Origin of the sequence: Vibrio jasicida CAIM 1864 = LMG 25398, from assembly GCF_000400365.1 — a bacterium.
Lineage (GTDB): Bacteria > Pseudomonadota > Gammaproteobacteria > Enterobacterales > Vibrionaceae > Vibrio > Vibrio jasicida.
Window position 1 is genome coordinate 90,836 of sequence record NZ_BAOG01000025.1, and the last position, 23,952, is coordinate 114,787.

At 44.4% G+C, this 23,952-nt stretch carries 26 protein-coding genes; 11 read left to right on the forward strand and 15 right to left on the reverse strand.

Translation table 11 applies throughout. The features are described from left to right. Positions 1-7 precede the first annotated feature (7 nt). Genes VJL_RS07550 through VJL_RS07570 form a run of 5 tightly spaced genes read left to right on the forward strand, consistent with a single transcriptional unit; the run spans position 8 to position 4,316 of the window. Positions 8-1,063: a glycosyltransferase family 9 protein gene (locus tag VJL_RS07550; RefSeq protein WP_038876931.1), complete on the forward strand. Its 1,056-nt coding sequence runs from the start codon at positions 8-10 to the stop codon at positions 1,061-1,063. 38 nt (positions 1,064-1,101) lie between these two features. After that, positions 1,102-1,884 (forward strand): glycosyltransferase family 2 protein, encoded by a 783-nt coding sequence (locus VJL_RS07555; RefSeq protein WP_038876934.1) that lies wholly within the window; start codon positions 1,102-1,104, stop codon positions 1,882-1,884. A 1-nt stretch (position 1,885) separates the two neighbouring features. Beyond that, the gene (locus VJL_RS07560) at positions 1,886-2,917 is read left to right on the forward strand and encodes a glycosyltransferase family 4 protein (RefSeq protein ID WP_038876937.1); all 1,032 of its coding nucleotides are present in this window, start codon (positions 1,886-1,888) and stop codon (positions 2,915-2,917) included. Next, the gene (coaD, locus tag VJL_RS07565) at positions 2,914-3,393 is read left to right on the forward strand and encodes a pantetheine-phosphate adenylyltransferase (RefSeq protein ID WP_038876940.1); all 480 of its coding nucleotides are present in this window, start codon (positions 2,914-2,916) and stop codon (positions 3,391-3,393) included. Before VJL_RS07560 ends, coaD begins: the two co-directional genes overlap by 4 nt. Further along, positions 3,390-4,316, forward strand: coding sequence for a glycosyl transferase family 90 (locus VJL_RS07570; protein ID WP_038876941.1), 927 nt, complete (start codon positions 3,390-3,392; stop codon positions 4,314-4,316). Before coaD ends, VJL_RS07570 begins: the two co-directional genes overlap by 4 nt. Before the next feature lie 24 nt (positions 4,317-4,340). Here VJL_RS07570 and mutM read toward each other — a convergent pair whose 3' ends face one another. The 5 genes from mutM to radC form a co-directional block, all read right to left on the reverse strand. Further along, positions 4,341-5,150 carry a bifunctional DNA-formamidopyrimidine glycosylase/DNA-(apurinic or apyrimidinic site) lyase gene (gene mutM, locus VJL_RS07575; protein WP_038876943.1) on the reverse strand — a complete coding sequence of 270 codons (810 nt, stop codon included), beginning with the start codon at positions 5,148-5,150 and terminating at the stop codon, positions 4,341-4,343. Positions 5,151-5,251: 101 nt separating this feature from the next. Beyond that, positions 5,252-5,728 carry a hypothetical protein gene (locus tag VJL_RS07580; protein ID WP_038864824.1) on the reverse strand — a complete coding sequence of 159 codons (477 nt, stop codon included), beginning with the start codon at positions 5,726-5,728 and terminating at the stop codon, positions 5,252-5,254. Positions 5,729-5,905: 177 nt separating this feature from the next. Then, entirely contained in the window at positions 5,906-6,076 is a 171-nt protein-coding gene (gene rpmG / locus VJL_RS07585; protein WP_004410866.1) for a 50S ribosomal protein L33, read from the reverse strand. A gap of 13 nt (positions 6,077-6,089) precedes the next feature. Then, positions 6,090-6,326, reverse strand: a complete 237-nt coding sequence (gene rpmB / locus VJL_RS07590; RefSeq protein WP_005467944.1) for a 50S ribosomal protein L28 — start codon at positions 6,324-6,326, stop codon at positions 6,090-6,092. 303 nt (positions 6,327-6,629) lie between these two features. Beyond that, the gene (gene radC / locus VJL_RS07595; protein ID WP_038877097.1) at positions 6,630-7,304 is read right to left on the reverse strand and encodes a RadC family protein; all 675 of its coding nucleotides are present in this window, start codon (positions 7,302-7,304) and stop codon (positions 6,630-6,632) included. A gap of 341 nt (positions 7,305-7,645) precedes the next feature. Between radC and coaBC the strand changes: the two genes are divergently transcribed. The 3 genes from coaBC (at position 7,646) to VJL_RS07610 (ending at position 10,552) form a co-directional block, all read left to right on the forward strand. Beyond that, positions 7,646-8,845 carry a bifunctional phosphopantothenoylcysteine decarboxylase/phosphopantothenate--cysteine ligase CoaBC gene (gene coaBC / locus VJL_RS07600; RefSeq protein WP_038876947.1) on the forward strand — a complete coding sequence of 400 codons (1,200 nt, stop codon included), beginning with the start codon at positions 7,646-7,648 and terminating at the stop codon, positions 8,843-8,845. A gap of 160 nt (positions 8,846-9,005) precedes the next feature. Beyond that, complete coding sequence (gene slmA / locus VJL_RS07605) at positions 9,006-9,596, forward strand: nucleoid occlusion factor SlmA (protein ID WP_005434407.1); 591 nt, start codon at positions 9,006-9,008, stop codon at positions 9,594-9,596. A gap of 5 nt (positions 9,597-9,601) precedes the next feature. Further along, the gene (locus VJL_RS07610) at positions 9,602-10,552 is read left to right on the forward strand and encodes a Kdo(2)-lipid IV(A) acyltransferase (RefSeq protein ID WP_038876951.1); all 951 of its coding nucleotides are present in this window, start codon (positions 9,602-9,604) and stop codon (positions 10,550-10,552) included. Positions 10,553-10,622: 70 nt separating this feature from the next. Here VJL_RS07610 and pyrE read toward each other — a convergent pair whose 3' ends face one another. Both pyrE and rph read right to left on the reverse strand, forming a co-directional pair. Next, the gene (gene pyrE / locus VJL_RS07615; RefSeq protein ID WP_005379384.1) at positions 10,623-11,264 is read right to left on the reverse strand and encodes an orotate phosphoribosyltransferase; all 642 of its coding nucleotides are present in this window, start codon (positions 11,262-11,264) and stop codon (positions 10,623-10,625) included. Positions 11,265-11,505: 241 nt separating this feature from the next. Continuing rightward, on the reverse strand, positions 11,506-12,222 hold the full coding sequence (gene rph / locus VJL_RS07620) for a ribonuclease PH (RefSeq protein ID WP_005430192.1): 717 nt from the start codon (positions 12,220-12,222) through the stop codon (positions 11,506-11,508). Between the two features lie 175 nt (positions 12,223-12,397). Here rph and VJL_RS07625 point away from each other — a divergent pair, with 175 nt between their 5' ends. The 3 genes from VJL_RS07625 (at position 12,398) to VJL_RS07635 (ending at position 15,460) form a co-directional block, all read left to right on the forward strand. Next, the gene (locus tag VJL_RS07625) at positions 12,398-13,264 is read left to right on the forward strand and encodes a YicC/YloC family endoribonuclease (RefSeq protein ID WP_038864819.1); all 867 of its coding nucleotides are present in this window, start codon (positions 12,398-12,400) and stop codon (positions 13,262-13,264) included. Positions 13,265-13,390: 126 nt separating this feature from the next. Then, positions 13,391-14,806 carry a winged helix-turn-helix domain-containing protein gene (locus VJL_RS07630; RefSeq protein WP_038876954.1) on the forward strand — a complete coding sequence of 472 codons (1,416 nt, stop codon included), beginning with the start codon at positions 13,391-13,393 and terminating at the stop codon, positions 14,804-14,806. A 177-nt stretch (positions 14,807-14,983) separates the two neighbouring features. After that, on the forward strand, positions 14,984-15,460 hold the full coding sequence (locus VJL_RS07635; RefSeq protein ID WP_038876956.1) for a hypothetical protein: 477 nt from the start codon (positions 14,984-14,986) through the stop codon (positions 15,458-15,460). Positions 15,461-15,514: 54 nt separating this feature from the next. Here the strand turns inward: VJL_RS07635 and VJL_RS07640 are convergent, their stop codons facing one another. The 8 genes from VJL_RS07640 to VJL_RS07675 all read right to left on the reverse strand — a co-directional run bounded on the left by VJL_RS07640 (position 15,515) and on the right by VJL_RS07675 (position 23,454). Further along, positions 15,515-16,468, reverse strand: a complete 954-nt coding sequence (locus VJL_RS07640) for a DMT family transporter (protein WP_038876958.1) — start codon at positions 16,466-16,468, stop codon at positions 15,515-15,517. Positions 16,469-16,668: 200 nt separating this feature from the next. Then, the gene (locus VJL_RS07645) at positions 16,669-17,043 is read right to left on the reverse strand and encodes a hypothetical protein (protein WP_038876960.1); all 375 of its coding nucleotides are present in this window, start codon (positions 17,041-17,043) and stop codon (positions 16,669-16,671) included. Between the two features lie 166 nt (positions 17,044-17,209). Continuing rightward, positions 17,210-17,635 (reverse strand): phosphate-starvation-inducible protein PsiE, encoded by a 426-nt coding sequence (locus tag VJL_RS07650; RefSeq protein WP_038870113.1) that lies wholly within the window; start codon positions 17,633-17,635, stop codon positions 17,210-17,212. A 141-nt stretch (positions 17,636-17,776) separates the two neighbouring features. Further along, positions 17,777-18,616 carry an ABC transporter ATP-binding protein gene (locus VJL_RS07655; protein ID WP_080774273.1) on the reverse strand — a complete coding sequence of 280 codons (840 nt, stop codon included), beginning with the start codon at positions 18,614-18,616 and terminating at the stop codon, positions 17,777-17,779. Positions 18,617-18,652: 36 nt separating this feature from the next. After that, on the reverse strand, positions 18,653-19,510 hold the full coding sequence (locus VJL_RS07660; RefSeq protein ID WP_050566714.1) for an ABC transporter ATP-binding protein: 858 nt from the start codon (positions 19,508-19,510) through the stop codon (positions 18,653-18,655). Positions 19,511-19,519: 9 nt separating this feature from the next. Beyond that, entirely contained in the window at positions 19,520-21,346 is a 1,827-nt protein-coding gene (locus VJL_RS07665) for an extracellular solute-binding protein (RefSeq protein ID WP_038876962.1), read from the reverse strand. Between the two features lie 37 nt (positions 21,347-21,383). Continuing rightward, positions 21,384-22,427: an ABC transporter permease gene (locus VJL_RS07670; protein ID WP_038870110.1), complete on the reverse strand. Its 1,044-nt coding sequence runs from the start codon at positions 22,425-22,427 to the stop codon at positions 21,384-21,386. Between the two features lies 1 nt (position 22,428). Further along, positions 22,429-23,454, reverse strand: coding sequence for an ABC transporter permease subunit (locus VJL_RS07675; RefSeq protein ID WP_005434432.1), 1,026 nt, complete (start codon positions 23,452-23,454; stop codon positions 22,429-22,431). Positions 23,455-23,952 lie beyond the last annotated feature (498 nt).

Genomic DNA, 23,952 nt, shown 5'->3' on the forward strand with positions numbered 1-23,952 from the left:
AATAACTATGTTCACTTCTGCCCCTTCTTCACTCTGTATATTGCGTTTATCTGCAATTGGTGACGTTTGCAATACTATCGCGACGGTTCAAGCGATTCAAAAACAATGGCCTGAGACCCATATCACTTGGATTACTGGCAAACTTGAAGCTCAATTGCTACAAGCGATAGATGACGTTGAAGTGATTGTTTTTGATAAAAAAGCAGGACTTGATGGCTACAAGTCATTGTGGAAGCAACTCAAAGGACGCGAGTTTGATGCCTTGCTTCATATGCAATATGCCATTCGAGCGAGCGTGGCGACGTTGGGTATTAAAGCGAAATACAAACTTGGTTTCTCTTCTGACCGTAGCCAAGACTTTCAAACTTTGTTCACCAATGTCAAAGTCCCTTCACCAAGCTCTTTGCATGTTGCGGATGGTTTAATGGCGTTTGCCAATCAGATTGGAGTACCTCAATCGGAACTATCTTGGTCTTTATCTTACTCAGAAGAGGATAGTACTTGGGCTAAGGCAAAACTAGGTACGGTGCAACCAAACTTGTTATTGGTTCCCGGAGCAAGTAAAGCCTACAAGAACTGGAACGCGAAGGGTTATGTGGATGTCATTAATCATGCGCGAGAGAAAGGCTGGAATGTCATACTAGCGGGCAGTCCTGCAAAGGTGGAAGTTGACCTAGCAAATGAGATTCAAGCTTTGTTGCGTGAACCTTGTTTAAACTTAGTAGGAGAAAGCTCCATCCTACAAATGCTAGCTTTAATTGATACTGTACAGATGGTGATAGCACCAGATACTGGCCCAGCCCACATGGCGAGTGCAATGAACACACCGATTATTGGTTTATATGCCCATCACAATCCCATTCGAGTAGGCCCTTATCGCTTTTTAAAGTATGCCGTATCTGTATATGAAGAAGTGATTCTTGCAGAAACAGGAAAGACTAGCCAAGAATTAAGTTGGCGAACCCGAGCAAAGGATGAAGCCGCAATGAACCGCATTACAAGCGACCGTGTCGTCGCTATGTTCGAGCAAGTCGTAGAAGATTTGTATCCACAATATCAGTAAATTATACCTGTAGAAGATTGTTTAAGAAGGAAACTACCTTGTCTAAATCTACCTTAGCCGTCGCGTTGATCGTAAAAAATGAAGAGAAGCACCTGAAAGCTTGTCTAGACACAGTAAAAGATTGGGTCGATGAGATTGTTCTTCTAGATTCAGGTAGCACTGATACCACTGAAGAAATCGCTAGGCAGTATACTGATAAGTTTTATACAAATTTAGAATGGCCTGGGTTTGGCAAACAACGCCAACTTGCTCAAGACTATGTGGAATCGGATTTCGTGCTTTGGTTGGATGCGGATGAGCGTGTTACCGATGAATTACGCCAAGACATACTCAACGCAATCAGCCAACACTGCGATAAAAACATTTATCGTGTGAACCGACTGACGACAGCCTTTGCAAAAGAGATTCGTTACTCAGGTTGGTCACCTGATTGGGTTGTACGTTTATACAAAACATCAGAAACGAAATATAACGACGCATTAGTTCATGAAAGCGTTGTTATTCCCGATGGCTTTAAAGTAGTTTCGTTAAATGGCCGTTTGAAGCATTTTACTTATGAAAAGCTTGGCGAGTACACGCGAAAAACCCAACTGTACATGCAATCTTGGGCAGACCAGCGTGAAGGTAAAAAATCAGCCTCACTTTTTAGCGCATTTACCCATGGCTTCTTCCGTTTCTTCAAAATGTATATTATCAAACGTGGCTTCTTAGATGGTCGACATGGTTTTTTACTTGCTGTACTAAGTGCAAATACAACCTTTACTCGCTATGCAGACCTGTGGCTGCGTGATTACGTCAAAAAACATAATAAAGAGCAATAACATGAACATTTGCCACGTTAACTTAGCTTCTGGATACCATGGTGGCGAGAATCAGACGCTGCAACTCATTAAGCAACAAGTAAAGCTCGGCTATCAACTGACAGTTGTTGCAAACCCTAAGAGCCCTTTCGCCGATGCGGTAAAAGCGTTGGGCGTTAAAGTGGTATTAGCGAACCACTTTACCAAAGCACACTCAAAATCTATCACTAAGGATTGTGCTCTGATCCATGTGCATGAAGGACGTGCCATTTATTGGGCTCTGATCCAACATATGCTCTACGACAAACCATATATTGTCACTCGCCGAATCGACAACGCATTGAAAAAGAAATGGTTGGCAAACTTAGCCTATTCAAAAGCCTCCGCTGTGGTGGGTTTAAGTACTGAAATAGTTCAGAGAGTGAAAGACGCTTACCCAACTTCAGTAACCTACAAAATCCCAAGTTCACCGGTGACATACCTTGCTAACACTGAAACGGTAAAAGCGATTAAAGACCGCTTCTCAGGTAAATTTATAGTGATACATGGAGCAAACATGCTGAAACATAAAGGCTTCAATGTCACTGTCGACGCGGCAAGACTATTAGAAAAGTCCGCACCCTTTGTCTATTTTTGTTTACTAGGTGATGGCTCAGAGAGAAAGGCACTTGAGTCTCAAGCGCAAGGCCTAACTAACATCAGTTTCGAGGGCAAACAAAGCAATATGGGTGATTGGTTTGCTGCGGCAGATTTGCAGGTTCATCCTTCTTACACAGAGGGACTGGGCTCTGTCATTTTGGAAGGTATGGGAGCAGGTTTACCTGTTATAGGTACTAATGCAGGTGGTATCCCCGACATTATCGACCACAATTCAAACGGCTTACTCGTTGAACCAGGTAATGCACAAGAGTTGGCGAATGCAATAATGAAGATCGCTCAAGATGAAAAGCTTCAACAAGAATTCATCGCCAATGGGCAAGAGAAACTGAAGTTATTTGATATCAACTACACTGCTAACCAATACGTAGATGTTTACGAGAAAGTTATACGATGAAAAAAGTCATTTACCCAGGAACATTTGACCCAATCACTAACGGTCACCTAGATATCATTACACGTGCCGCAGACATGTTTGATCAAATTATTATCGGTGTCGCTGCAAGTCCTTCGAAAAAAACACTGTTTAGCCTAGAAGAACGAGTAAAACTCGTTGAAGAATCAACAGCGCACTTAAGCAATGTATCAACCGCTGGTTTTAGTGGCTTACTGGTTGATTTTGCTCGTGAGCAAGAAGCAAATGTACTGGTGCGCGGCCTTAGAACAACTGTCGACTTTGAATACGAATTTGGCCTAACGAGCATGTACCGCAAACTGTTACCAGGTGTTGAGAGCGTGTTCCTGACACCAGCAGAAGAATACGCTTTTCTCTCTTCTACCATCGTCCGTGAAGTAGCAATCCATGGCGGTGATGTCGAGCAATTTGTGCCAAAGAGTGTTCATACAGCTATCAAAACAAAGGTAGCCAAATGAGTTTCACTAAATTCAAATATTATTCCAACAACTCACTAATATCGCTCATTCCTGCCTCGCTTTTTCGACTGTATGCCAAAAGAAAGCTAAGAGCATACGACGAGAATGAGCAAAATGATATTCAAGCTAGAGTCAACTATTACAATAAGATCATAGAGCAATTTGAAGTAGGCAATAAAGGAACTAAAGTCCGTAGTTTTAAGAAAACTAGCGGGACAACATATTACTTCGACTTACTCAAAGTCATTAAAGGCTTTCCGTCAAACTTCGCTTTTCATTACCTCAACGGTGATGTTCGACACGTCCCAGATGAGCCGACATTTGTGAAAAGTCGCCCTATTAGCGACGATAATGGCAATTCAGTAATATTAAAATTAAATGCAATTCGACACTTTTACTTTGTTCGAGATAAATTGTCATTTGAAGCCAAAAAAAATATGGTGGCTTGGCGTGGCGTAGGATTCCAACCACGTAGACAGGTTGTGTTACAAAAATTTCATGCTCATCCAATGTGCAATATTGGCCAGACTCGACCTCTAGATGGAAACCCATGGGAGAAAGAGTTTATGTCAATAGAAGAGCAACTTACTTACAAGTTCCTTCTGGCCATTGAAGGAAATGACGTTGCCACCAACCTAAAATGGGCAATGTCCTCAAATTCACTAGTGCTCATGTCGAAGCCAACTTGCGAAACTTGGTTTATGGAAGGACTTCTCGAAGCGGGAGTTCACTATGCTGAAGTTGCAGATGACTACTCTGATTTAATTGAGAAAATGGAGTACTACATCGCGCACCCAGAAGAAGCGGAAAGCGTCATCAAAAATGCTCACGCATGGGTCGCTCAATTCCGAGATCAAAAACGCGAGCGTTTAATTTCATTATTAGTCGCGAAGAAATACTTCGAGAAATCAGGACAAATGTAATCTTGCCCTTCCTCTCTTAAGTTTTTACTTCTGACATTCCCCGCAGAAGAAGGTATTGCGTTGACCTATCTTTTGCTCTTGGAGAGCTTCGCCGCATTCTGGGCATGGCTCTCCGGCTTTTCCGTAAACTAATAATTCTTGTGCGAAGTAACCCGGTTTGCCATCTGCTTGGGCGAAGTCTTTCAGTGTGGTTCCGCCTTGCTGAATGGCGATCTCTAGCGTGGCTTTAATGTTCTCCACCAGCAATTGCCACTCTTTCTTGGTTAGCTTACCAGCAGGGCGAGTGGGATGAATGCGTGATTTAAACAATGATTCGTTGGCGTAGATGTTTCCGACTCCGACGACGACTTTATTGTCCATAATGAACTGTTTAACCGCAACGCGCTTACCTTTGGCTTTCTCTGCTACGTAATCAGCATTGAACTCTTCAGTCAAAGGTTCTGGTCCCATATGACCTAATACAGCATGTGATTCATTTGGTGCGCTCCACAGCCATGCGCCAAAACGGCGTGGATCGTTGTAGCGCAGTATTTTTCCATTAGTAAGTTTGAGATCCACATGATCGTGCTTTGCTGGAGGAAAATCAGCATCAAGCACACGCAGTGAACCCGACATTCCTAAATGAACAATCGCAGTACCTTCGTCCGTTTCAATCAACAGATACTTAGCGCGGCGACTGATATTACGAATCACCTGCCCTTCTAGCTTCTTCAACTCTTGAGGGATATCCCAACGCAGTTTCGGGGTTCGGAATACAAATGCCTCAATCGTCTCGCCAACCATGTGTGGACTGATGCCCATTCGGCTTACTTCAACTTCTGGTAATTCAGGCATTTAATTCTCCTTAAAACGCTAAGAGCATTGATATTGGGTGGCTAGCATAATCGAAAAGAACAAAGACAAACACAGCTTTTGAAAAGGGTTATTCGTAAGGCTTACTTGGGCATGATGTAGTTGCCATCAACAGAAATCGCAATCCATTTATCTTGCCAGTTTTTAAACAACCAAAAGTCGCCAAGCCGATAAAAGGTCACTCGTTGCGGTTCTTCTAAGTCTTGGTACCAGATCTCAATACTTTCTGGAGAAGACAACTGAGACTTTAAATTATCGTATTGTTCTGAGGTCAGCTCAGTCCCTTCCAAAGATTGCCAACGAGTCACAATCTCTTGTACGGGAATATTAGCTTTAATGTTCGATTGCCATTGCCCATTTTGTTTCTCTAATTCCCAACCTGAGAAGTAAATAGCACTCACTTCATGATCAGAGCGCAATAAATTGGGGTAAGGATCCACGGGTTCTTCGACAAGGTAGGTTTTGATCAAGGTTGGCGCATTCAAGATCACCATAAAAACGATGATGCCTAGGATAAGAATATTGTTCCAACGACGGCGACGGGCCGGACTAACGCGCATAGCAGTTCCTAATCTCCTGTAGTTATCAACAAACTACCAAAGCGTATGAATTTTGACTAGAACATCTGTATGGAAACACGTGAAAGAAGGGATGAAGTGAAGGATTACTGAATTTTAGGTAATAAAAAGCCCAACTCGAGAGTTGGGCTTTTTAAATCGTCAAAGAGACAAAACCAATTATTTGATTTTAGCTTCTTTGTACATAACGTGCTGGCGTACAACTGGATCAAATTTCTTGATCTCAAATTTGCCTGGCATGTTACGCTTGTTCTTATCTGTTGTGTAGAAGTGGCCAGTACCTGCTGAAGATACTAGACGGATTTTCTCACGAACGCCTTTCTTTGCCATTGCCTATTTCCTCTTAAACGTTTTCGCCACGTGCACGGATATCAGCAAGAACAGTATCGATACCCTTCTTGTCGATGATGCGCATACCTTTTGCAGTAAGGCGTAGTTTAACAAAACGTTTTTCGCTCTCTACCCAGAAACGATGAGTTTGTAGGTTCGGCAGAAAACGACGCTTAGTAGCATTTCGTGCGTGTGAACGGTTGTTACCCGTTACTGGACGCTTACCAGTTACTTGGCATACTCGTGACATGAATGTCTTCTCCAAAATCGTTTCAGCTCGATATCAACCTTGGTGGCCGAACCTCTCTATTTCTCGGAAAGAAGTTAGAGGTTAAGAACCGCTATGGAAAATCCATACAAGGCTATCAAAGGTCGCGCATTATACTAACTTGATATGCATTGCTCAAGACCCGAACAGATCCTTTTTACAGGTTTTCGTGATCTTTTTTTAGACAGCAGGTTTTTTCTAGCAGTCCAAGCTGAATTCAGTTAAAAATTTAGTGGCGAGGATGATAGCAGATTTTTAGCAACTAACAACCTAAAAAATGCACAGTTATATCCACCCTCTTTCTGCAAAAGAAACGCTTTCGCCATCACCGATAACGAAATGGTCCAAAATCCGTATATCCACCAGCGCTAAAGCATCGATTAATCGTCGCGTAATTCGTCTGTCTGCTTGGCTCGGCTCTGCAACACCAGACGGGTGATTGTGTGCCAGAATCAAAGCAGCTGCGTTATGATGCAGGGCTCGCTTGACCACTTCTCTCGGATAAACCGACGCGGCATCTAGTGTGCCTTCAAACAAAATCTCATCTTTTATTACTCTATGCTGGTTATCTAAGAAAAGAATGTAGAAAGCCTCTCTTTGTCGATCTCTCAATATAGAAGAAAGATACATTTTAGTTTGTTCGGGGCTGGTTAATGCATCACCACGCTTTAAGGTTTCGGCTAAATAACGTTGCGTCATTTCCAAGACAGCTTGTAACTGCACGTATTTCGCTTGTCCCAACCCTTTGTGTTGGCAGAATTCTTTTTCGGTTGCAGAAAAAAGCTGGCGAAGTGAACCGAAATCTTGAATAAGAAAATCAGCCAATTCGATGACATTCATACCTTGTGTGCCAGTGCGAAGAAAAATCGCCAATAGTTCAGCATCGCTCAAAGCTTGCGGCCCTCTGTGTAGCAGCTTCTCTCGTGGCATAGAATCAGTAGGTAAGGATTTAAGGGTCATCATTAGCTCTCTTTCTCTAGTGAACTCCTATTGCACAAAACAAAAGCAGAAATTCGAAACTGACTTTTGTTTTTTCCGTTAGCCGCAGCTTTTTTATGTAATTTAGCAATCCATCAGAATGTACCGCGTTCAACCAGTTCGTCTTTTCTCCCCTGTGGATTTCTAAAAAGGCATAGACCTCTTCTCTAAAATTTGAACACAAAAAACCATTATTGAGGCTCTAGAAATCCCAATAATTAATATTCTGTAGTTTGATATGGATTAGCTTCTCATCAGATTTGCTTGGGCGATGATAGATTCAGTTGTGCTAAACTCGTCGCCAGAAAAATTGGAGATCTCACATGCAAACACTCGCAGGAAAGAAAATTCTACTCGGCATCAGTGGCGGTATTGCCGCGTATAAATGTGCGGAGCTAACCCGTCGCCTAATAGAAAGAGGCGCGCAAGTTCAAGTAGTGATGACCAAAGCGGCGAAGGAGTTCATTACTCCCTTAACCATGCAGGCAGTCTCTGGACGCCCGGTGTCGGATAGCTTGTTAGACCCAGCAGCAGAAGCGTCGATGGGTCACATTGAACTGGCAAAATGGGCAGATTTGGTTCTTCTTGCTCCTGCAACTGCAGATTTGATTGCACGTATGTCGGCAGGCATGGGTAATGACTTGCTTACTACGTTAGTACTTGCGACAGATTCACCAGTAGCGGTATCTCCGGCGATGAATCAACAGATGTACCGCAATGTCGCAACTCAAGAAAACATCGCGACACTGGCACGCCGCGGTATGCACATTTGGGGTCCTGCGGCCGGTGAGCAAGCATGTGGCGATGTTGGTCCTGGTCGAATGCTAGAGCCAATGCAACTTGTCGGCTTATGTGAGCAGTTCTTCCAACCGAAACTGTTGGCAGGAAAATCGGTATTGATCACCGCAGGTCCAACTCGTGAAGCAATTGATCCAGTGCGTTACATTTCTAACCACAGCTCAGGAAAGATGGGCTTTGCACTAGCAAATGCCGCAGCGCAATTGGGTGCGAAGGTCACGCTAGTCAGTGGACCTGTCAGCTTGAATACGCCAGCAGGTGTTGAGCGTATCAATGTTGCGAGTGCACAAGAGATGCATGATGCTGTAATGGCTCACGCGCCTAACCACGATGCTTTCATTAGCTGCGCCGCCGTAGCAGATTACCGTCCAGAAAATGTGGCGTCTCAAAAGTTGAAAAAGACCGAAAACAACGATCAGATGACCATCAACATGGTCAAAAATCCTGATATCGTAGCGACCGTCGCCAACATGACAGAGCAACGTCCATTCACCGTTGGTTTTGCAGCAGAGACCAACGACGTAGAAACCTACGCTCGCGGTAAACTGGTAAAGAAAAACCTCGATATGATTTGTGCGAACGATGTTTCTGTTGAAGGCCAAGGTTTTAACAGTAACGACAACGCCATCACTTTATTCTGGCCAGAAGGCGAGCAGGCGTTGGCACTAGAATCCAAAGAAGCGCTAAGTTTCAGAATTTTGGAAAAAATGCACGAATTGATGTAATTGCCATTCGCTTTTCATAGAAAACTGGCACAAATTTGGTACAAACATGACAAGTGAGGGTGTTAAAGCTCCCATTACCTCCTCACTGGTCTAGTTTGATGCCAAAGAGCGTCTTATAATCCCCTCCGCTCAACTTTGTATTTTGAAAGGAAGTAACTAAATGGCCGGCAGTAAAAAATCCAATCGTCGTGAAGAAATCTTGCAAGCTCTCGCGCAGATGCTTGAATCTACAGAAGGTGCTTCACGCATTACTACGGCAAAATTGGCGAAACAGGTCGGTGTTTCAGAAGCGGCACTTTACCGCCACTTCCCAAGTAAAGCTCGCATGTTTGAAGGCTTGATTGAGTTCATCGAAGAAGCACTCATGACTCGCATCAACCGCATTTTGGATGATGAGAAAGACACGCTAGAGCGCATTCGTATGGTAATGCACCTTATCTTGGCATTCTCAGAACGTAACCCAGGTTTGACACGCATTCTTTCTGGTCATGCTCTAATGTTTGAAAATGAGCGCCTACGCGATCGCATCAACCAACTGTTTGAACGTATCGAAACACAGCTTCGTCAGATCCTACGTGAACGTAAGATCCGTGAAGGCAAATCGTTCCCAGTGGAAGAGCGCATTTTAGCCGCTCAAATCCTAGGACAAGTTGAAGGCAGCTTGAACCGCTTTGTTCGTAGTGATTTCAAATACCAACCAACCGCGAACTTTGACGAGTATTGGGCACTTCTCAGCGCACAAATTAAGTAGAGATTATGAGTAAAGACAAATTCACTAAGCCGGAGTTTTCTCTTTCACTTCTCCACCCTCGTAACTGGGGTGTTTGGCTCGGCTTTGGCTTTTTGGCTATCGTGGTCAATATCCTTCCATACCGTATGTTGCTGTCGTTAGGCCGTACACTTGGCCACCTCGGTATGCACTACGGCAAAGGTCGTGTCCATGTCGCAACACGTAACCTTGAACTGGCTTTTCCAGATAAAGCGCCTGAAGAGATCCAACACATTATTGAAGAGAACTTCAAGAATACCGGTATGGCACTGATCGAAACCGGTATCACTTGGTTTTGGCCGACATGGCGTTTCAAAACTCTGATCATTGAGAAAGACCTAGTCGCACTTCGTGAGAAAGCCGCAGAAGGTAAAGGTGTATTACTGTGTTGTGTACATGCTTTAAATCTTGAAATCACCGCTCGTGCTTTCGGCGTGTTAGGTGTTGCAGGCTATGGCGCTTTCCGTCCGCACAACAACCCAGCGTACAACTTCATTCAGTACTGGGGACGCACACACAACGGCAACAAACTCATTGACCGCAAAGACGTTAAACAAATGATTCGTGTTCTACGCAGCGGTGAACGTTTGTTTTACTTACCGGATCACGATTACGGTCGTAACAAATCGGTATTCGTCCCTTTCTTCGCAATTGAAGACGCTTGTACTACAACTGGCACCAGCATTCTGGCTTACACGTCCAAGTGCTCGATAATTCCGGGCTCTGGCTTCCGCAATGGAGATGGTAAGTATGAAATCATCGCTGATAAGTGCATTGAAGCCGACTATCCGAAAAAAGACGAAGTAGCGGCAGCGGCTTATATGAACACCTTTGTAGAAGAAGTTATTCTGCGCGCACCAGAGCAGTGGATGTGGCTGCACAAACGCTACAAGACCATGGCTGATGAAACTGCGCCAAAAGGTATTCGCTATAAGTAAGTGATAAAGATAAAAGAAAGGGGCTGATGGATATCCACCAGCCCCTTTTTCTTTAATGATGAAAGAACAATTAAATGCCGTATTCCGCGCGGTACGCTTTTACTGCTTCTAGGTGCTCTTTGTCTGTACCTTTCTCTTCAAGGAAAGTCACAAGGTCTGTCAGGCTAACGATTGAGATGATTGCACAACCAAAGTCACGCTCTACTTCTTGAATCGCAGACAACTCACCTTTGCCTTTTTCTTGACGGTCAATCGCAACCAACACGCCTGCTAGGTCCGCACCGTTTGCTTGGATGATTTCCATTGATTCGCGAATCGCGGTACCTGCTGTGATTACGTCATCTACTAGCATGATACGACCTTCAAGCGCAGAGCCTACAAGGTTGCCGCCTTCGCCGTGGTCTTTTGCTTCTTTACGGTTGAAGCAGTAAGGCGTGTCGATGTCGTGGTGATCCGCTAGCGCTACTGCAGTTGTAGTCGCGATTGGGATACCTTTGTACGCAGGGCCAAACAGTACATCAAACTCAATGCCTGAATCCGCAAGCGCTGCAGCGTAAAAACGACCAAGACGCGCTAGGTCACGACCAGTATTGAAAAGACCAGCGTTAAAGAAGTACGGGCTTTTACGGCCAGATTTCAAAGTAAACTCACCAAACTTAAGAACTTCTTTCTCAAGTGCAAACTCAATAAATTCACGCTGGTATGCTTTCATTATTTTCTCTCTAAATACAGGCTTGGTATCCATATTCCCAAGCAGTTAATAAACACTAATGCGTTATCTCCTAAGTAGATGGATTTACAGCTAGGCAGCAAGTTTTTCTATCCCTATGAGCATAGTCTTCCTATGTAAATAGGTCGGACTAGCGCTCCAGTAGAAAAGCGCAGCGAACAACGCTGTAGATTCATATACGACGGAGATAAAAAAATAGCCCCCATAATGGGAGCTATTAAAATCAATTGGCTAACGCCGCCTTCTGCGCTGCGACAATTTCCGTAATGCCGACTTTCGCCGACTCTAGCAGAGCCATCAGCTGCTCGTGACTGAACGGTTCACCTTCTGCGGTGCCCTGAATTTCAATCATCTTGCCTTCTTCTGTCATCACTACATTCATGTCTGTGTCTGCCGCTGAATCTTCAACGTACTCAAGGTCACACAGAACATCATCACCTAGTAAACCAACAGAAACTGCCGCTACGTGACCTTTCATTGGGTTTGCTTTTAGCTTTCCGCTATCCACTAAGTGTTGGAACGCATCTGCCATTGCAACGCTTGCGCCGCTGATAGATGCAGTGCGAGTACCGCCATCTGCTTGGATAACATCACAGTCAACCGTGATCATGAACTCACCCATCGCTTGTAGATCAACGACAGCGCGTAGGCTACGTGCGATCAAGCGTTGGATTTCCATCGTACGACCACCTTGCTTACCGTTCGCCGCTTCACGACGAGTGCGCGAGTGAGTCGCACGAGGTAGCATGCCGTATTCAGCCGTTACCCAGCCTTTACCTTGACCTTTTAGCCAACGAGGCACAGATTCTTCAACGGTCGCATTACACAACACTTTGGTGTTACCAAACTCAACTAACACTGAGCCTTCAGCGTAAGCTGTGTAGTTACGAGTAATTTTGATTGGGCGAACTTGGTCCGCCTTGCGATCGTTTGGACGCATGGGCATCTACCTTAAGTAATGAGGAGAAGACGATTTGGTTGGGCGCAGATTATAACGGAATCGATTAAATAAAGCTATCTGGACAATCTCGCCACAGAATAGCAAAGCCTCTGCCATCTTGCTGTGCTACTATTGCGTGGTAATTTTCAGCAAATTTAAAAGACAGGAAAATTCGATGATTTACAGTATGACAGCGTATGCGCGCAAAGAAGTAAAAGGCGATTGGGGCAGCGCAGTGTGGGAGATCCGCAGTGTAAACCAACGCTACCTAGAAACTTACTTCCGCATGCCAGAACAGTTCCGTGCTCTTGAGCCAGTACTGCGTGAGCGTTTTCGTAAGCGCCTAGCTCGCGGCAAAGTAGAATGTAATCTGCGTTTTGAAGCAAACCCAGCAGCAAAAGCAGAGCTTAGCATTAACGAAGCACTGGCAAACCAAGTGATCAAAGCTGCTGAGCAAGTGATGCACATGACTGGCGAACTAAGCCGCATCAACCCATTCCAAGTCATGCAATGGCCTGGTGTGATGGAAACACCTGAGCAAAATATGGATGAGGTGAACAAAGAACTGCTTGCTGCATTTGATGAAGCAATTGGTGAGTTCATCGAAGCGCGTGGCCGTGAAGGCGACAACATGAAAGCGCTTATCGAACAACGCCTAGAAGCGATCACATCAGAAGTCGTGAAAGTGCGCGCACGCATGCCAGAAATCCTAGAGTGGCAACGTGAGCGTCTGTTCTCGAAGTTTGAAGATGCGAAAGTAGAGCTAGACCCATCTCGCGTTGAGCAAGAGCTTATCCTTCTGGCGCAGAAATCAGACGTAGCAGAAGAGCTAGATCGTCTTGATTCTCACGTGAAAGAAACCACAAACATCCTGAAGAAAGGTGGCGCAGTCGGTCGTCGTTTAGATTTCATGATGCAAGAGTTCAACCGTGAATCGAACACGCTAGCGTCAAAATCAATCAGCACAGACATCACTGCATCAGGTGTTGAACTGAAAGTTCTGATTGAGCAAATGCGCGAACAAATTCAGAACATCGAGTAATAAAGACCTCGATGAGATATCTAAAGAGCCTCGCACTGCGGGGCTTTTTATTTGCTGATGCTTCACTTGCTTCCTATATATAAAACCAATAGTCTTGTGTGGTTACTCCTAAACCATTGAATCGCCATGACTCGTCCGCATTGCTTCGTCCTGCAACATGACTCCCCTATTTCTTTCTATCCTGATAAAAATCAGTTGATGATTGATGGTGAGGAGATTCATTTAGAGCCATTGCAAGCAAGATTGCTCAGCTGCTTTATCGAGAACCGTGGGAACGTACTGAGTACCCAGCAAATCGCCGATGATGTCTGGCAAAGGACGCAAGTTTCCGACAACTTGGTGAGACAAGTCATTAGTCTACTGCGCAGTCAGCTTCAGGACAAAACGCGTCCGTATCGCATCATTCAGACCATTCCTAAGCAAGGTTACTTATTTGATATCGAAGTGACTGAGCCAAGCATAACGCGCCCTCCTATCACTGAAGAAGCGGTTCCCCTTACTCGTACCGCAAAGCCTAAAAACAAACGTATGGTTTTAGCTGTAGCGGCAATCCTGACGGTTGGGCTTATTATGGCTTGGGTAGTAAATGGTGACACCACAGATGAAACAACGGTGATAACAGCACAACAAAGTGACGTAGTGCCCGTTTATATTCATGATATTACGCTCGATTCCAGCAGCAACTTTGAAATGGCAGAAAGCGTATATAACTATCTCTTCTATGGTCTAAATTCAGCCAAAAACCTATCCGGTTATCACTATTCTCAGTTATCCCAACAAAGTAAGCAGTCTCTTGCCAACCACGGTGTTGAGCTCAAAAGTTGGATTAAGAAAGTAGAAGGCAATTATGTGCTTAGCGTCTTGGTGCAAAACAACCATCAACCCAACCAGAGCCAAAAGGTAGAGAAGACATTTAACCAAGATAACTTCTTCGATGCTATTGGCGATGTGATTTTAGAAATCAAAGCCATCATTGCCCCAATGAGTTCCGATTACGAAGTGGCTAGCCATCGCGTGACGTCCATCAGTAACTATGACGATTGGAAAGTGATCTCTGAAGGGATTTCTCTTTTCTATCAAGGTAAAGGTGGTCCCGCTTTTTCGGATATTGTTCAGCAGCTAAATACGATTCAACAGCAAGGGCGAGACAGCTATTTGGTCAGCGCTTTGTTGTCTTACTCTGAATCTTTAGCTTACTTACGCGAGCACAAACAAGAAGACAGAGAGCAAGCGCTTCACTCAGCCAAGCAAGCGTTCGAACTAAACCCACGTTGTGATATTGCCAACCTCACTTTGGGGCTTGCTTTACTTATCAACCAGCATCCTGATCAAGCCTTCCCATACTTGTTTTACGCAGCAGAAAGCACGCCAAGTCCAATCAGTTTTTACTTACTCAGTGTGGCTGACAAACTCGCAGATAACCCGAAAGGCTCGCAATACAATTACCAACGCTATACTGAGATGAAAAAAGAACATAACGGGCAACTGTTTGATCTTATTGAATCTTCACAAAAAGCAAACCTATTCCAAACAGCCAAATAGCCTCAGAACGGAAAACCGCTGCTCTCACCGATTGTTAAGTCGGCATCTCCAACGTTGATGGGTATTCTGGATGTTTGATTTTTGTTTGGAGTTCAACTCGCTTGCCTTGCATCAAGCGTAAAAAACGCGCCTTCCACATACTTGTAAACCAAATCATTCATTTCTTGGGATACACACATGTTGAAGAAGTTTGCTTTTCAGATCATTCCAATCCAGATCTTTCTGTTCGTCTTTTGGTTCAAAAATGGCTTTATCGATAAAGTGATGGGCATTCTACTTGGCATCATTACGCCTGATACTGCCTATGCAGGCGATACTTGGGCAGGCTGGAAAGGCTATATCGTTGGGACTTGGGATAAAAGCCAAGTCGGTCATGCACTGCTAAGTCCAACGTTTGACTTTATGTTCCCGATCCTCATTGCTTTGCAGTGCTTACCGTTTTTATTGGTGATTCGCTCGGTGCTGGCAGGTGAGTTTATGGCTGGAAAAGAGCGTCCATGGCTACTTTATGCGGCTTTTGCATCTCTATTCGTGACAGGTTGTATGGCTTTCACCCAAACCATTACGGGTGCGAGTGATGGGCAATACCTATGGCAATTTATTGGTTTTAGCATGGTTGCCATCATGTATCTGCGTAACGAACAAGGTAAATAAAGTCACATCAAAAGCCCCAATCCAATGGGGCTTCTTCATGACGTTTAGTCTGTTTTAGGCATTGATGTTCTTCATACAATGTTCACATAGCACAGGCTTTTGCTCTGCAGACTTGAGGCGAAAACGCTGCCAGAAAGTAGGTTCAGCTTTAGTGACAAAAATACCGCCCAATAATGGCAGCAGCAGAGCGACAGAAACCAACGACAAACTGTTACCCGCAATCCATGTAGAAAGACTCAGCGCAATCAACGGGAAAAACAGAAAACAGATCGAGGCAGTAAACGGCGTCGACACTTGTCCAAGCTTAAAGTACGCCACAATGCCACCTACGCTAGCAAACATACCGAGATAAATCACAGCGCTAATCGAGTCCACCGAGAACTGAGAAATATCTGGTCGCTCGACGATCAATGAGGTGATAAACAACAGCACAGAAGCAACAAAGCTTGGAAAGGCGTTGTAAGTCAGTACTGGAATGCCTTTACAGAACTTTTCAACAAACACATACATCACTGCATGAATCGCGACCGCTCCACCTAGAGCGAGAAAGCCCAGCAGGTAATCCTCCCCACCTAGACTCATTTCTTTCGCCAGAATCAGAATTAAGCTCAGAACCGCGACCAAAAGGCCGGCAATCTGGGATTTACGTAACCTAAGCCCAAGAAACAGACTCGATGTCACCATCACCGCTATCGGCATATTGGCGAAGATGATCGAAGCAAGGCCCGATGAAATGTATTGTTCCCCAAAAATCATCAAGGTAAACGGAATCGCGAAATAGAAAATCGCAACGACGAACATCCAGAACACTTTACCTTTAGGGAAAAACAGAGGTTGTTTGAGGTGTTTCGCCAACATGATTAATAGCGGTGCGGCAATCAGAAAACGCAGTCCAGTAGCAAAGATAGGTGGAATAGTTTGTACCGCTACTTCCATCGCAAACCACGTGGTGCCCCAAATCAAACACACAGACACGAACAAGATAATTGGTAGATGCTTATACGTCATGACGACCTCCCGCTTGTTGAGCATTAACAAGGTTTGGCAGATACGCAGCAAGGCGCTCGTTACGAGCAATTAAAGTGGTTTTCATTTTTTAGTTCCCATCACAGGGCGGTGTAAATAAAAAAGCTATTTACACGCGTAACAAATTCGCACGGTAATGCGTGCAGTGACATTGTTGGCAGCGATATGCTGCGAGATAGGAATTAAGCTATCGGAGGACGATAGTGAGAGTGCATATCTGCACTGGTATAGATAGAAGTTTGGCTAGTCGCAAGCTCATGACGATATGGTGCCTCATATGAACGTTGCTGGGTTTCGACAACTGCCGTGCCTGAAGCATGACCATGGGAACAACATTGTTTTTCGAAGCATGTTCCGCTCGGTTCACAACAACCCGGTTCTTCCTTGTTGACGGTATTAAACTCGATATCACAATAGCTAAAGTGTATCACTTCTGCATTGGGAGTGTTATCTGAGTAACCGGGTGAGACCTCTGCACGAGCTACGCCACTCGACAGCATAAAAGCCATCAAAGCAGAGAGCAGGAAGCAAATTGTGGATGTGCTTTTCATCAGCATCACAATGTCTCATAAAAAGGAGAATACGGGATAGCGTGAAGATAACTGTCAAACAGACAAGAAACAATAGTGCTTGAGATGACTTTACACTTTTTTACCCCAAAGTCGTGTAGATGTGACTCCCCTTCACACAAAAGCAAAGCCTCGCACTTGGCGAGGCTTAACATTATTCATCTTTTTCGGCGGTTTGATTATCAATATACGGCCAATAATGATGACCGACTCGAATAACCAAAGTAGCAGCAGCCAGAATAAACGCGGCCAAAGACAACCACACTATCATCACGGAGTCGAGCTCTTTCATTCCGAGAGTGATATAGCGAGCGATGGCCATCATGGCAATGTAAATTGGGTAACGGACTGGTATCTTACCGTTCATCACAAACTGCCCAACCATAGCAAGCACTTCCAGATAGATGAACATCAATAAGATATCATCGAGTGCAACACGCTTCTGCACGTAAATATGGACAAACTCTTCGACCATAGCCCAAACAGTCGCCAGAGTAATGGCAACCAAAAGCACAGCTTCAAGCAGATGAAAGATTTTCAGAAAAGGACGACTGAATGATTTAGGTAAATGCGACGGCATGGCCAACTATCCAAACAAATCAAAGGAGTAAGTTTGCAGTGTAGCACGCAGAGTTGAATAAGCTGAACTGACAAACCTCACCGGCAAAAAGAAAAAACGCTCCAATTAATAGGAGCGTTTCATTTTACCTAGAAGGTGACTTTACGCCACTTGCTGCTTTTTTTCTGCCACGCGCTTTTTCTTGCGGTATTTAGGGTGCGTGATAGGAATCGCGGATAGAAGTTTTTTGGTGTAGTCATTTTGAGGGTTCGCGTAAATTTCTTTCGCGTTGCCCGCTTCCACCACTTTGCCAAAGTACATCACCGCCACTTTATCGGACACATGTTTCACTACAGACAAATCATGAGAGATGAAGATGATGGCCAGATTCATCTCTTGCTGAAGTTGCAGTAACAAATTCAAGATCTGAGCCTGAACCGATACGTCTAACGCAGAGACTGACTCATCACAAATCAACAACTTCGGTTTAAGAGCGATCGCACGAGCAATACCAATACGCTGACGTTGACCACCAGAGAATTCATGTGGATAACGGTTCACTGCCGTTTCTGGCAAACCGACTTTGACCAACAGCTCTTTCACCCACTGCTTACGCTCCGAAGACGTACCGATGTTGTGAATCACGTACGGCTCTTCGAGAATCATTCCAATCGTATGACGTTGGTTAAGCGATTCCATCGGGTCTTGAAAGACAATTTGCATGTCTTTACGCAATGAGCGCATTTGTTTCACAGACAATTTGGTGATGTCTTTGCCTTCAAAGAAAATCTTACCTTCTGTTGGCTCGTACAATTTCAAAATAGTACGACCTAGGGTACTTTTACCACAGCCAGATTCACCTACTAGGCCAAGAGTTTCACCCTCACCTACTGATAACGACACGCCATCAACGGCTTTAATGGTGTAGCCTTTCTTAAACAGTCCTTTACCTGATACAAAGTGCTGCTTAAGATCTTCAATTCTTAATACTTCTTTTGCCATAACATCCTCTTTTATGACTTGTTCACTTTGCACCAGTTAGCTAGCAAACATACTGGTATCTATCGGTTTAATATCGATCATCTGTTTAGGTTCGTTATCTAAACTCGGCATCAAACCCATTAAACGTTCTGTATAAGGGTGCTGTGGGTTATCAAACAGCTCGAAAATCTCGGCTTTTTCCACAATACGACCACCGTACATCACGGCTACGTCATCACACACTTCCGCAACCACACCAAGATCATGAGTGATAAAAATCATCGCCATGCCCGTTTCTTCTTGAAGCTCATTCATTAGTTCAAGAATAGACGCCTGCACGGTTACATCCAGTGCTGTGGTTGGTTCATCACAGATAAGAATGTCTGGTTTACACGCTAATGCCATCGCGATCATCACACGCTGACGCATGCCACCCGATAGGTTGTGTGGGTATTCATTCAGACGCTTTTCCGGCATTGGGATTTTTACTTTGGCCAGCATTTCTAGCGCGTAAGACTCTCTTTGCCTCTTATCCAATTCAGGACGGTGCAACTCCAAGACTTCGCACAGTTGGCGCCCGATACTATGTACGGGATTCAAAGCCGTCATCGGGTCTTGGAAAATAATAGAAATGCGGTCACCGCGCATGGCGTACATTTCTTCTGCTGGTAATGTGGCAAGGTCTGTACCGCGGTAATTGACCTCACCATTGACGATATTACCGTATGGTTTTGGCAACAGACCCATTATCGACATCGACGTGACACTCTTACCACTGCCCGACTCACCAACTAGACCAAGGGTACGCCCAGCACGAACATCAAAGTTTACGCCATGCAGTACTTTGACAGGTCCATCATCCGTAATGAATTCAACCTCAAGATCTTTAACACTTAGGATTACATCGTTTTCCATAACACATCCTTACAGCTTATAAGTGTCATCAACGACAACAACCGGTTCAAAAGTTTTACCCGATTTCATCGCCTTCTGAGTTTCTTTCTTCACATCAGTATCAATCCAGTAAGTGCCATCACCAATGATGCCACCGCTAAACAGTGCTTCCGTCATGCGGTTCATTGGCTTCTCTGGCAGCTTTAACCAACGCCAGTGGCCATAACGAACGTAAGGCACCATATAACCAGGAACAATCACGTGCGCATCAATAATGTCACGCTGGATTTCATGACCAAGTTGGATCTTTTTGTCCATTTCCATATTGAAGCGATAATCGATGATCTTCGCATCAAGTTCAGGCGTGCTGTAGTTTGTGAACGAGTTGGTTTGAGGCTTATTCGCGTTCACTGAGTGGAAGTATTCCCAATAGGTTGGTATCTCAGAAGTACCCATATCAAGGAACGCTAAATCATGTTTCTTCTCACGCACATATTTGAACATCGACGAGCCATCGATCAGCTTAAGCTCAATGTCTAAACCAGCCAATTTAGCCTGTTCGCGCACAAAGGCGATACGAGGCGTGTGTACTGGTGTCGCGTACGTCAATTCGAAGCTCAAGCGTTGGCCTTTGTCATTGATACGGATACCGTCCGAACCAATCTTATCAAAACCCGCTGCAGCAAACGCTTGTGCCGCTTTTTCTGGGTCAAATTTCGGAGCTTTAGCATCTGGCAACGTGTATTTGCCGTGGCCGTAACCTGTTGGGTTTGGTTTACGACTGTAGTCACCACGCATGATGTTTTCGATCATGCCATCAAAGTCGATCGCGTGAGTAATGCCTTTGCGGATGTTTAAATCATCCAATAATGGCATTGCAGTATTCATCCAAACACCGCCAGCCCCTACAGGGTATTGGTTGTAACCCCAGAACTTCTGAATGTAGCCTTTTTGGTAAGGTGCGGTATTGGATTTGTCATGCCATAAGCTTGGTAGAACCAGACCAAATGCATCTAAACTACCTTTCTCAAAGTGCTTCTTGGCAATATCGTTATCACGGATGACGGTGATGCGAATCTTGTCGACGTTATAACGGTTTTGGTAGTACCTGTTCGAGTAACCCCACCAGTCTTCGCCTACGTGTTTAAAGGTAACGCTTTTACCTTTTTTGATATCCGCTAGGTAGTAAGCACTCGTAGTTGGTTCACTCTTAAAGTTGTAATAGCGAACAAAGTTGTCGTGAATACCATCACCATTCTCATCTTTCTTTGGATTCGCATAGAAATGAGCAGGACGAGGACGCAGTGCGCCCATTCTTAACAACAACTCTTCAGGATTGAGTTCTTTCGCGGCTTTAACCGCGAACGTTAAATCATCGAACTTAATCACATCTTCAACAGTCTTGTTATAGTAATCGTTATACCATGGCTCAAGAATGTCTTTCGAGCGATAGAACTTCAGCATAAATACAAAATCGTCGGCAGTGACAGGTTTACCATCTGACCATTTTGCTTCTGGGTTCAGTTTAAAATAAACGGTTTTGTTATCACCCGCTAACGCCCACTCATTAGCTAACTCCGGAATAAATTCGAGAGTATCAGGGTGACGTACAACCAATCCCGGTGTTTCATCCAGGATATAAGAACGCAAACCTGAGTTGGCATCGGGGCCAACACTACGCAAAGTCTGAGGAAAGCTCGACATATACGCTCGGAAGGTACCACCACGTTTTGCTTCAGGAGAGCCATATTGAGGCTCATCCCAGTTTGTTTGCCAGTTTAAGTCAGTCGGAAGCGTTGCTGACATCGCACCAAAACTCAGGGCGCTCAGCGTTGACGCTAATAATAATTTTTTCATAAAACTTCCCTTTTTATGTTTTGCTCACAATGCTTACTTAAACGTAGCGCGTGAATTTTTTCGGGTCGAATGCAGCTCGGATAGCTTCACCAATAAAGGTCACCATCACTAGCACCAGTACGATAGAGCTAACAACAGAAGCAACGATCCATGGCGAGTCTAGGTTCGACTTACCTTGTTGCAATAACTCACCCCAACTTGGTGTCGGAGGCATCAGGCCAAGGCCTAGGTAATCTAGTGCTGTCAGTGCTGTGATGTTCGCTGCGATAGTAAATGGTGCCAGCGTCACAATCATTACCATGGTATTTGGCAGGATGTGGTTGAACAGGATACGGCCGGTTGACGCACCTAATGCACGTGCTGCCATTACGTATTCACGAGCCGACTCTTTATAGGTCATGGTACGCATGTACCAAGTCATTCCCATCCACCCAAAGAGTACGTTAATACCGACGAACAGAGTAAAGGTTGGTTGCACTATCGAGACGAGGATCATGATGACGTACAAAAACGGAACCATTGACCAGACCTCGATCAAACGCTGAACAAATAAGTCAAATTTTCCGCCCCAGAAGCCCATCGCACAACCCACGGCAGTACCAATCGCATACGAGATGGCCATGGTTAGCAACGCAAAGCCCATTGCCGTTCGAAAGCCATAAACCAATCGAGCTAAAATGTCTCGACCAATCACATCAGTGCCTAGGTAGTGCTTATCTTCCGCGCTTGGCGCTGTCGGTGGGAAATCGCCGCTAAAGTCTTGCTCGTATGGGTTCCAAGGTACAATAGGTAATACAACGAAGTTATCGCCACCTTCTAATTCGAATACCTTTTGTAGCTCTCGGTAGTCTGCTTCACTAGAAGAAGCTTGGCCAAACTCAGAACCCAAGCGGACATCACTGACGACAGGAAAGTAAAAACTACCATCGTACTTAACGACCAGTGCCTTACTGTTGATCAACAGCTCCGAAAACAATGAAAGGATCAGCATGGTTGATAAGATCAAAAATGACCAATAACCGCGTTTGATTTCTTTAAAGTGACGGAACTTCTTTTGAGTTAATGGGCTAACTTTAATCATATTACGCTCCAAACTTCACACGTGGGTCGACTAAAGCAACACAGATATCTGAAATGATATTACCGATCAGTAGCAATACCGCATTGATAGCTACGATGCCCATAACTACAGGATAATCGCGCTCCATGATGGACTCATAACCAAGCAGGCCGATGCCATCAATATTGAAAATTACTTCAATAAGGAATGCACCTGTCATAAAGAACAACAATGAATTACCAAAGTGAGAGGCGATTGGAATCAAACTATTGCGCAGCGCGTGCTTGCGTACTGCTTTCTTAAATGGCAAACCTTTTGCAATCGCAGTACGAATGTAATCGGATGACAAGTTTTCCATCAGGTTATTTTTCATTGTCATCGTTAGCGTTGCAAAGTCACCAATCAGGTAACAGATAAGAGGTAGTACCGCATGCCACATGATGTCTTTTGCGCGCTCAAAGAAGGTTTCATAGTCATCAAAGTCGTCTCCGACAAAGCCTCCCATCGGGAACCACTCTAGGTGATAACTGAACAAGGTGATAAGTAGGACACCAACCACGTATCCGGGTAGTGCGTACCCGACAAAGATGAGAATAGAAGAAGCGGAATCAAATACGGAGCCGTGTTTAAGCGCTTTATAATAGCCGAGCGGAATCGAAATAAAATAACTGATAAAAAAGGTCATTCCGCCATAAAACAAAGAAACAGGTAAGCGCTCTGCAATCATGTCAGACACAGGTTCGTAATAACGAGTAGATTCACCTAAATCAAGCGTCACCAAGCGACTCAACCACTCAACATAGGCTTCCATCACTGGTTTATCTAAGCCATAAAACGCATTCAGCTCAGCGATTTGATCATCGGAGAGAGCGGTATTACCGCCAGCAGATGTCATTGACGCGGCGCCATCACCTTGCGCTTGCATTTGAGAAAGCATGCGCTCAACCGGACCACCAGGTACGAATCGCGTGATAGCAAAGATAAGAATGGTAATCCCGAGAAACGTTGGGATAACCAACGCCAAACGGCGTAAAAAGTACGACAGCATATACAACTTGCTCCTTGTCTACTGTCCATTATTAGGCGGAATTGGAGAGGAGGAATCCGGCCCAAAATGGTGCATCTCTATCCCGTAGTAACTAAAGCTGTTGAAACACACTCCCTGAATTTCAAAAGCCAGTTTTTTCCACTACTGCAATAATTTCAGCGTCATATTTATCTTGAATCCACTGAAGCTTCAAGTGTTTGAACCCAAAACATGACAAACTTCCCTCGAGGTCGAAAAATAGAAATGTTTTTGTAAAAAATTATAAAAAACCACAAAACCAATTCATACAGAATATCAATCTGGGCACTTTAGAGCCAAAACCCTATATAAACATGCATATATAGAGAATAATTAGACGAAAACGCCCATTACTATTTGACCCTGAAATACGAGTGAGCCCTTTTATAATGGTGGGTATCATATTCTGATACCACTCCTTGCGATCGAGTTAACATAGAGACCATTCCATAAAAAAAACAAATCAGAATAATTCTCTAG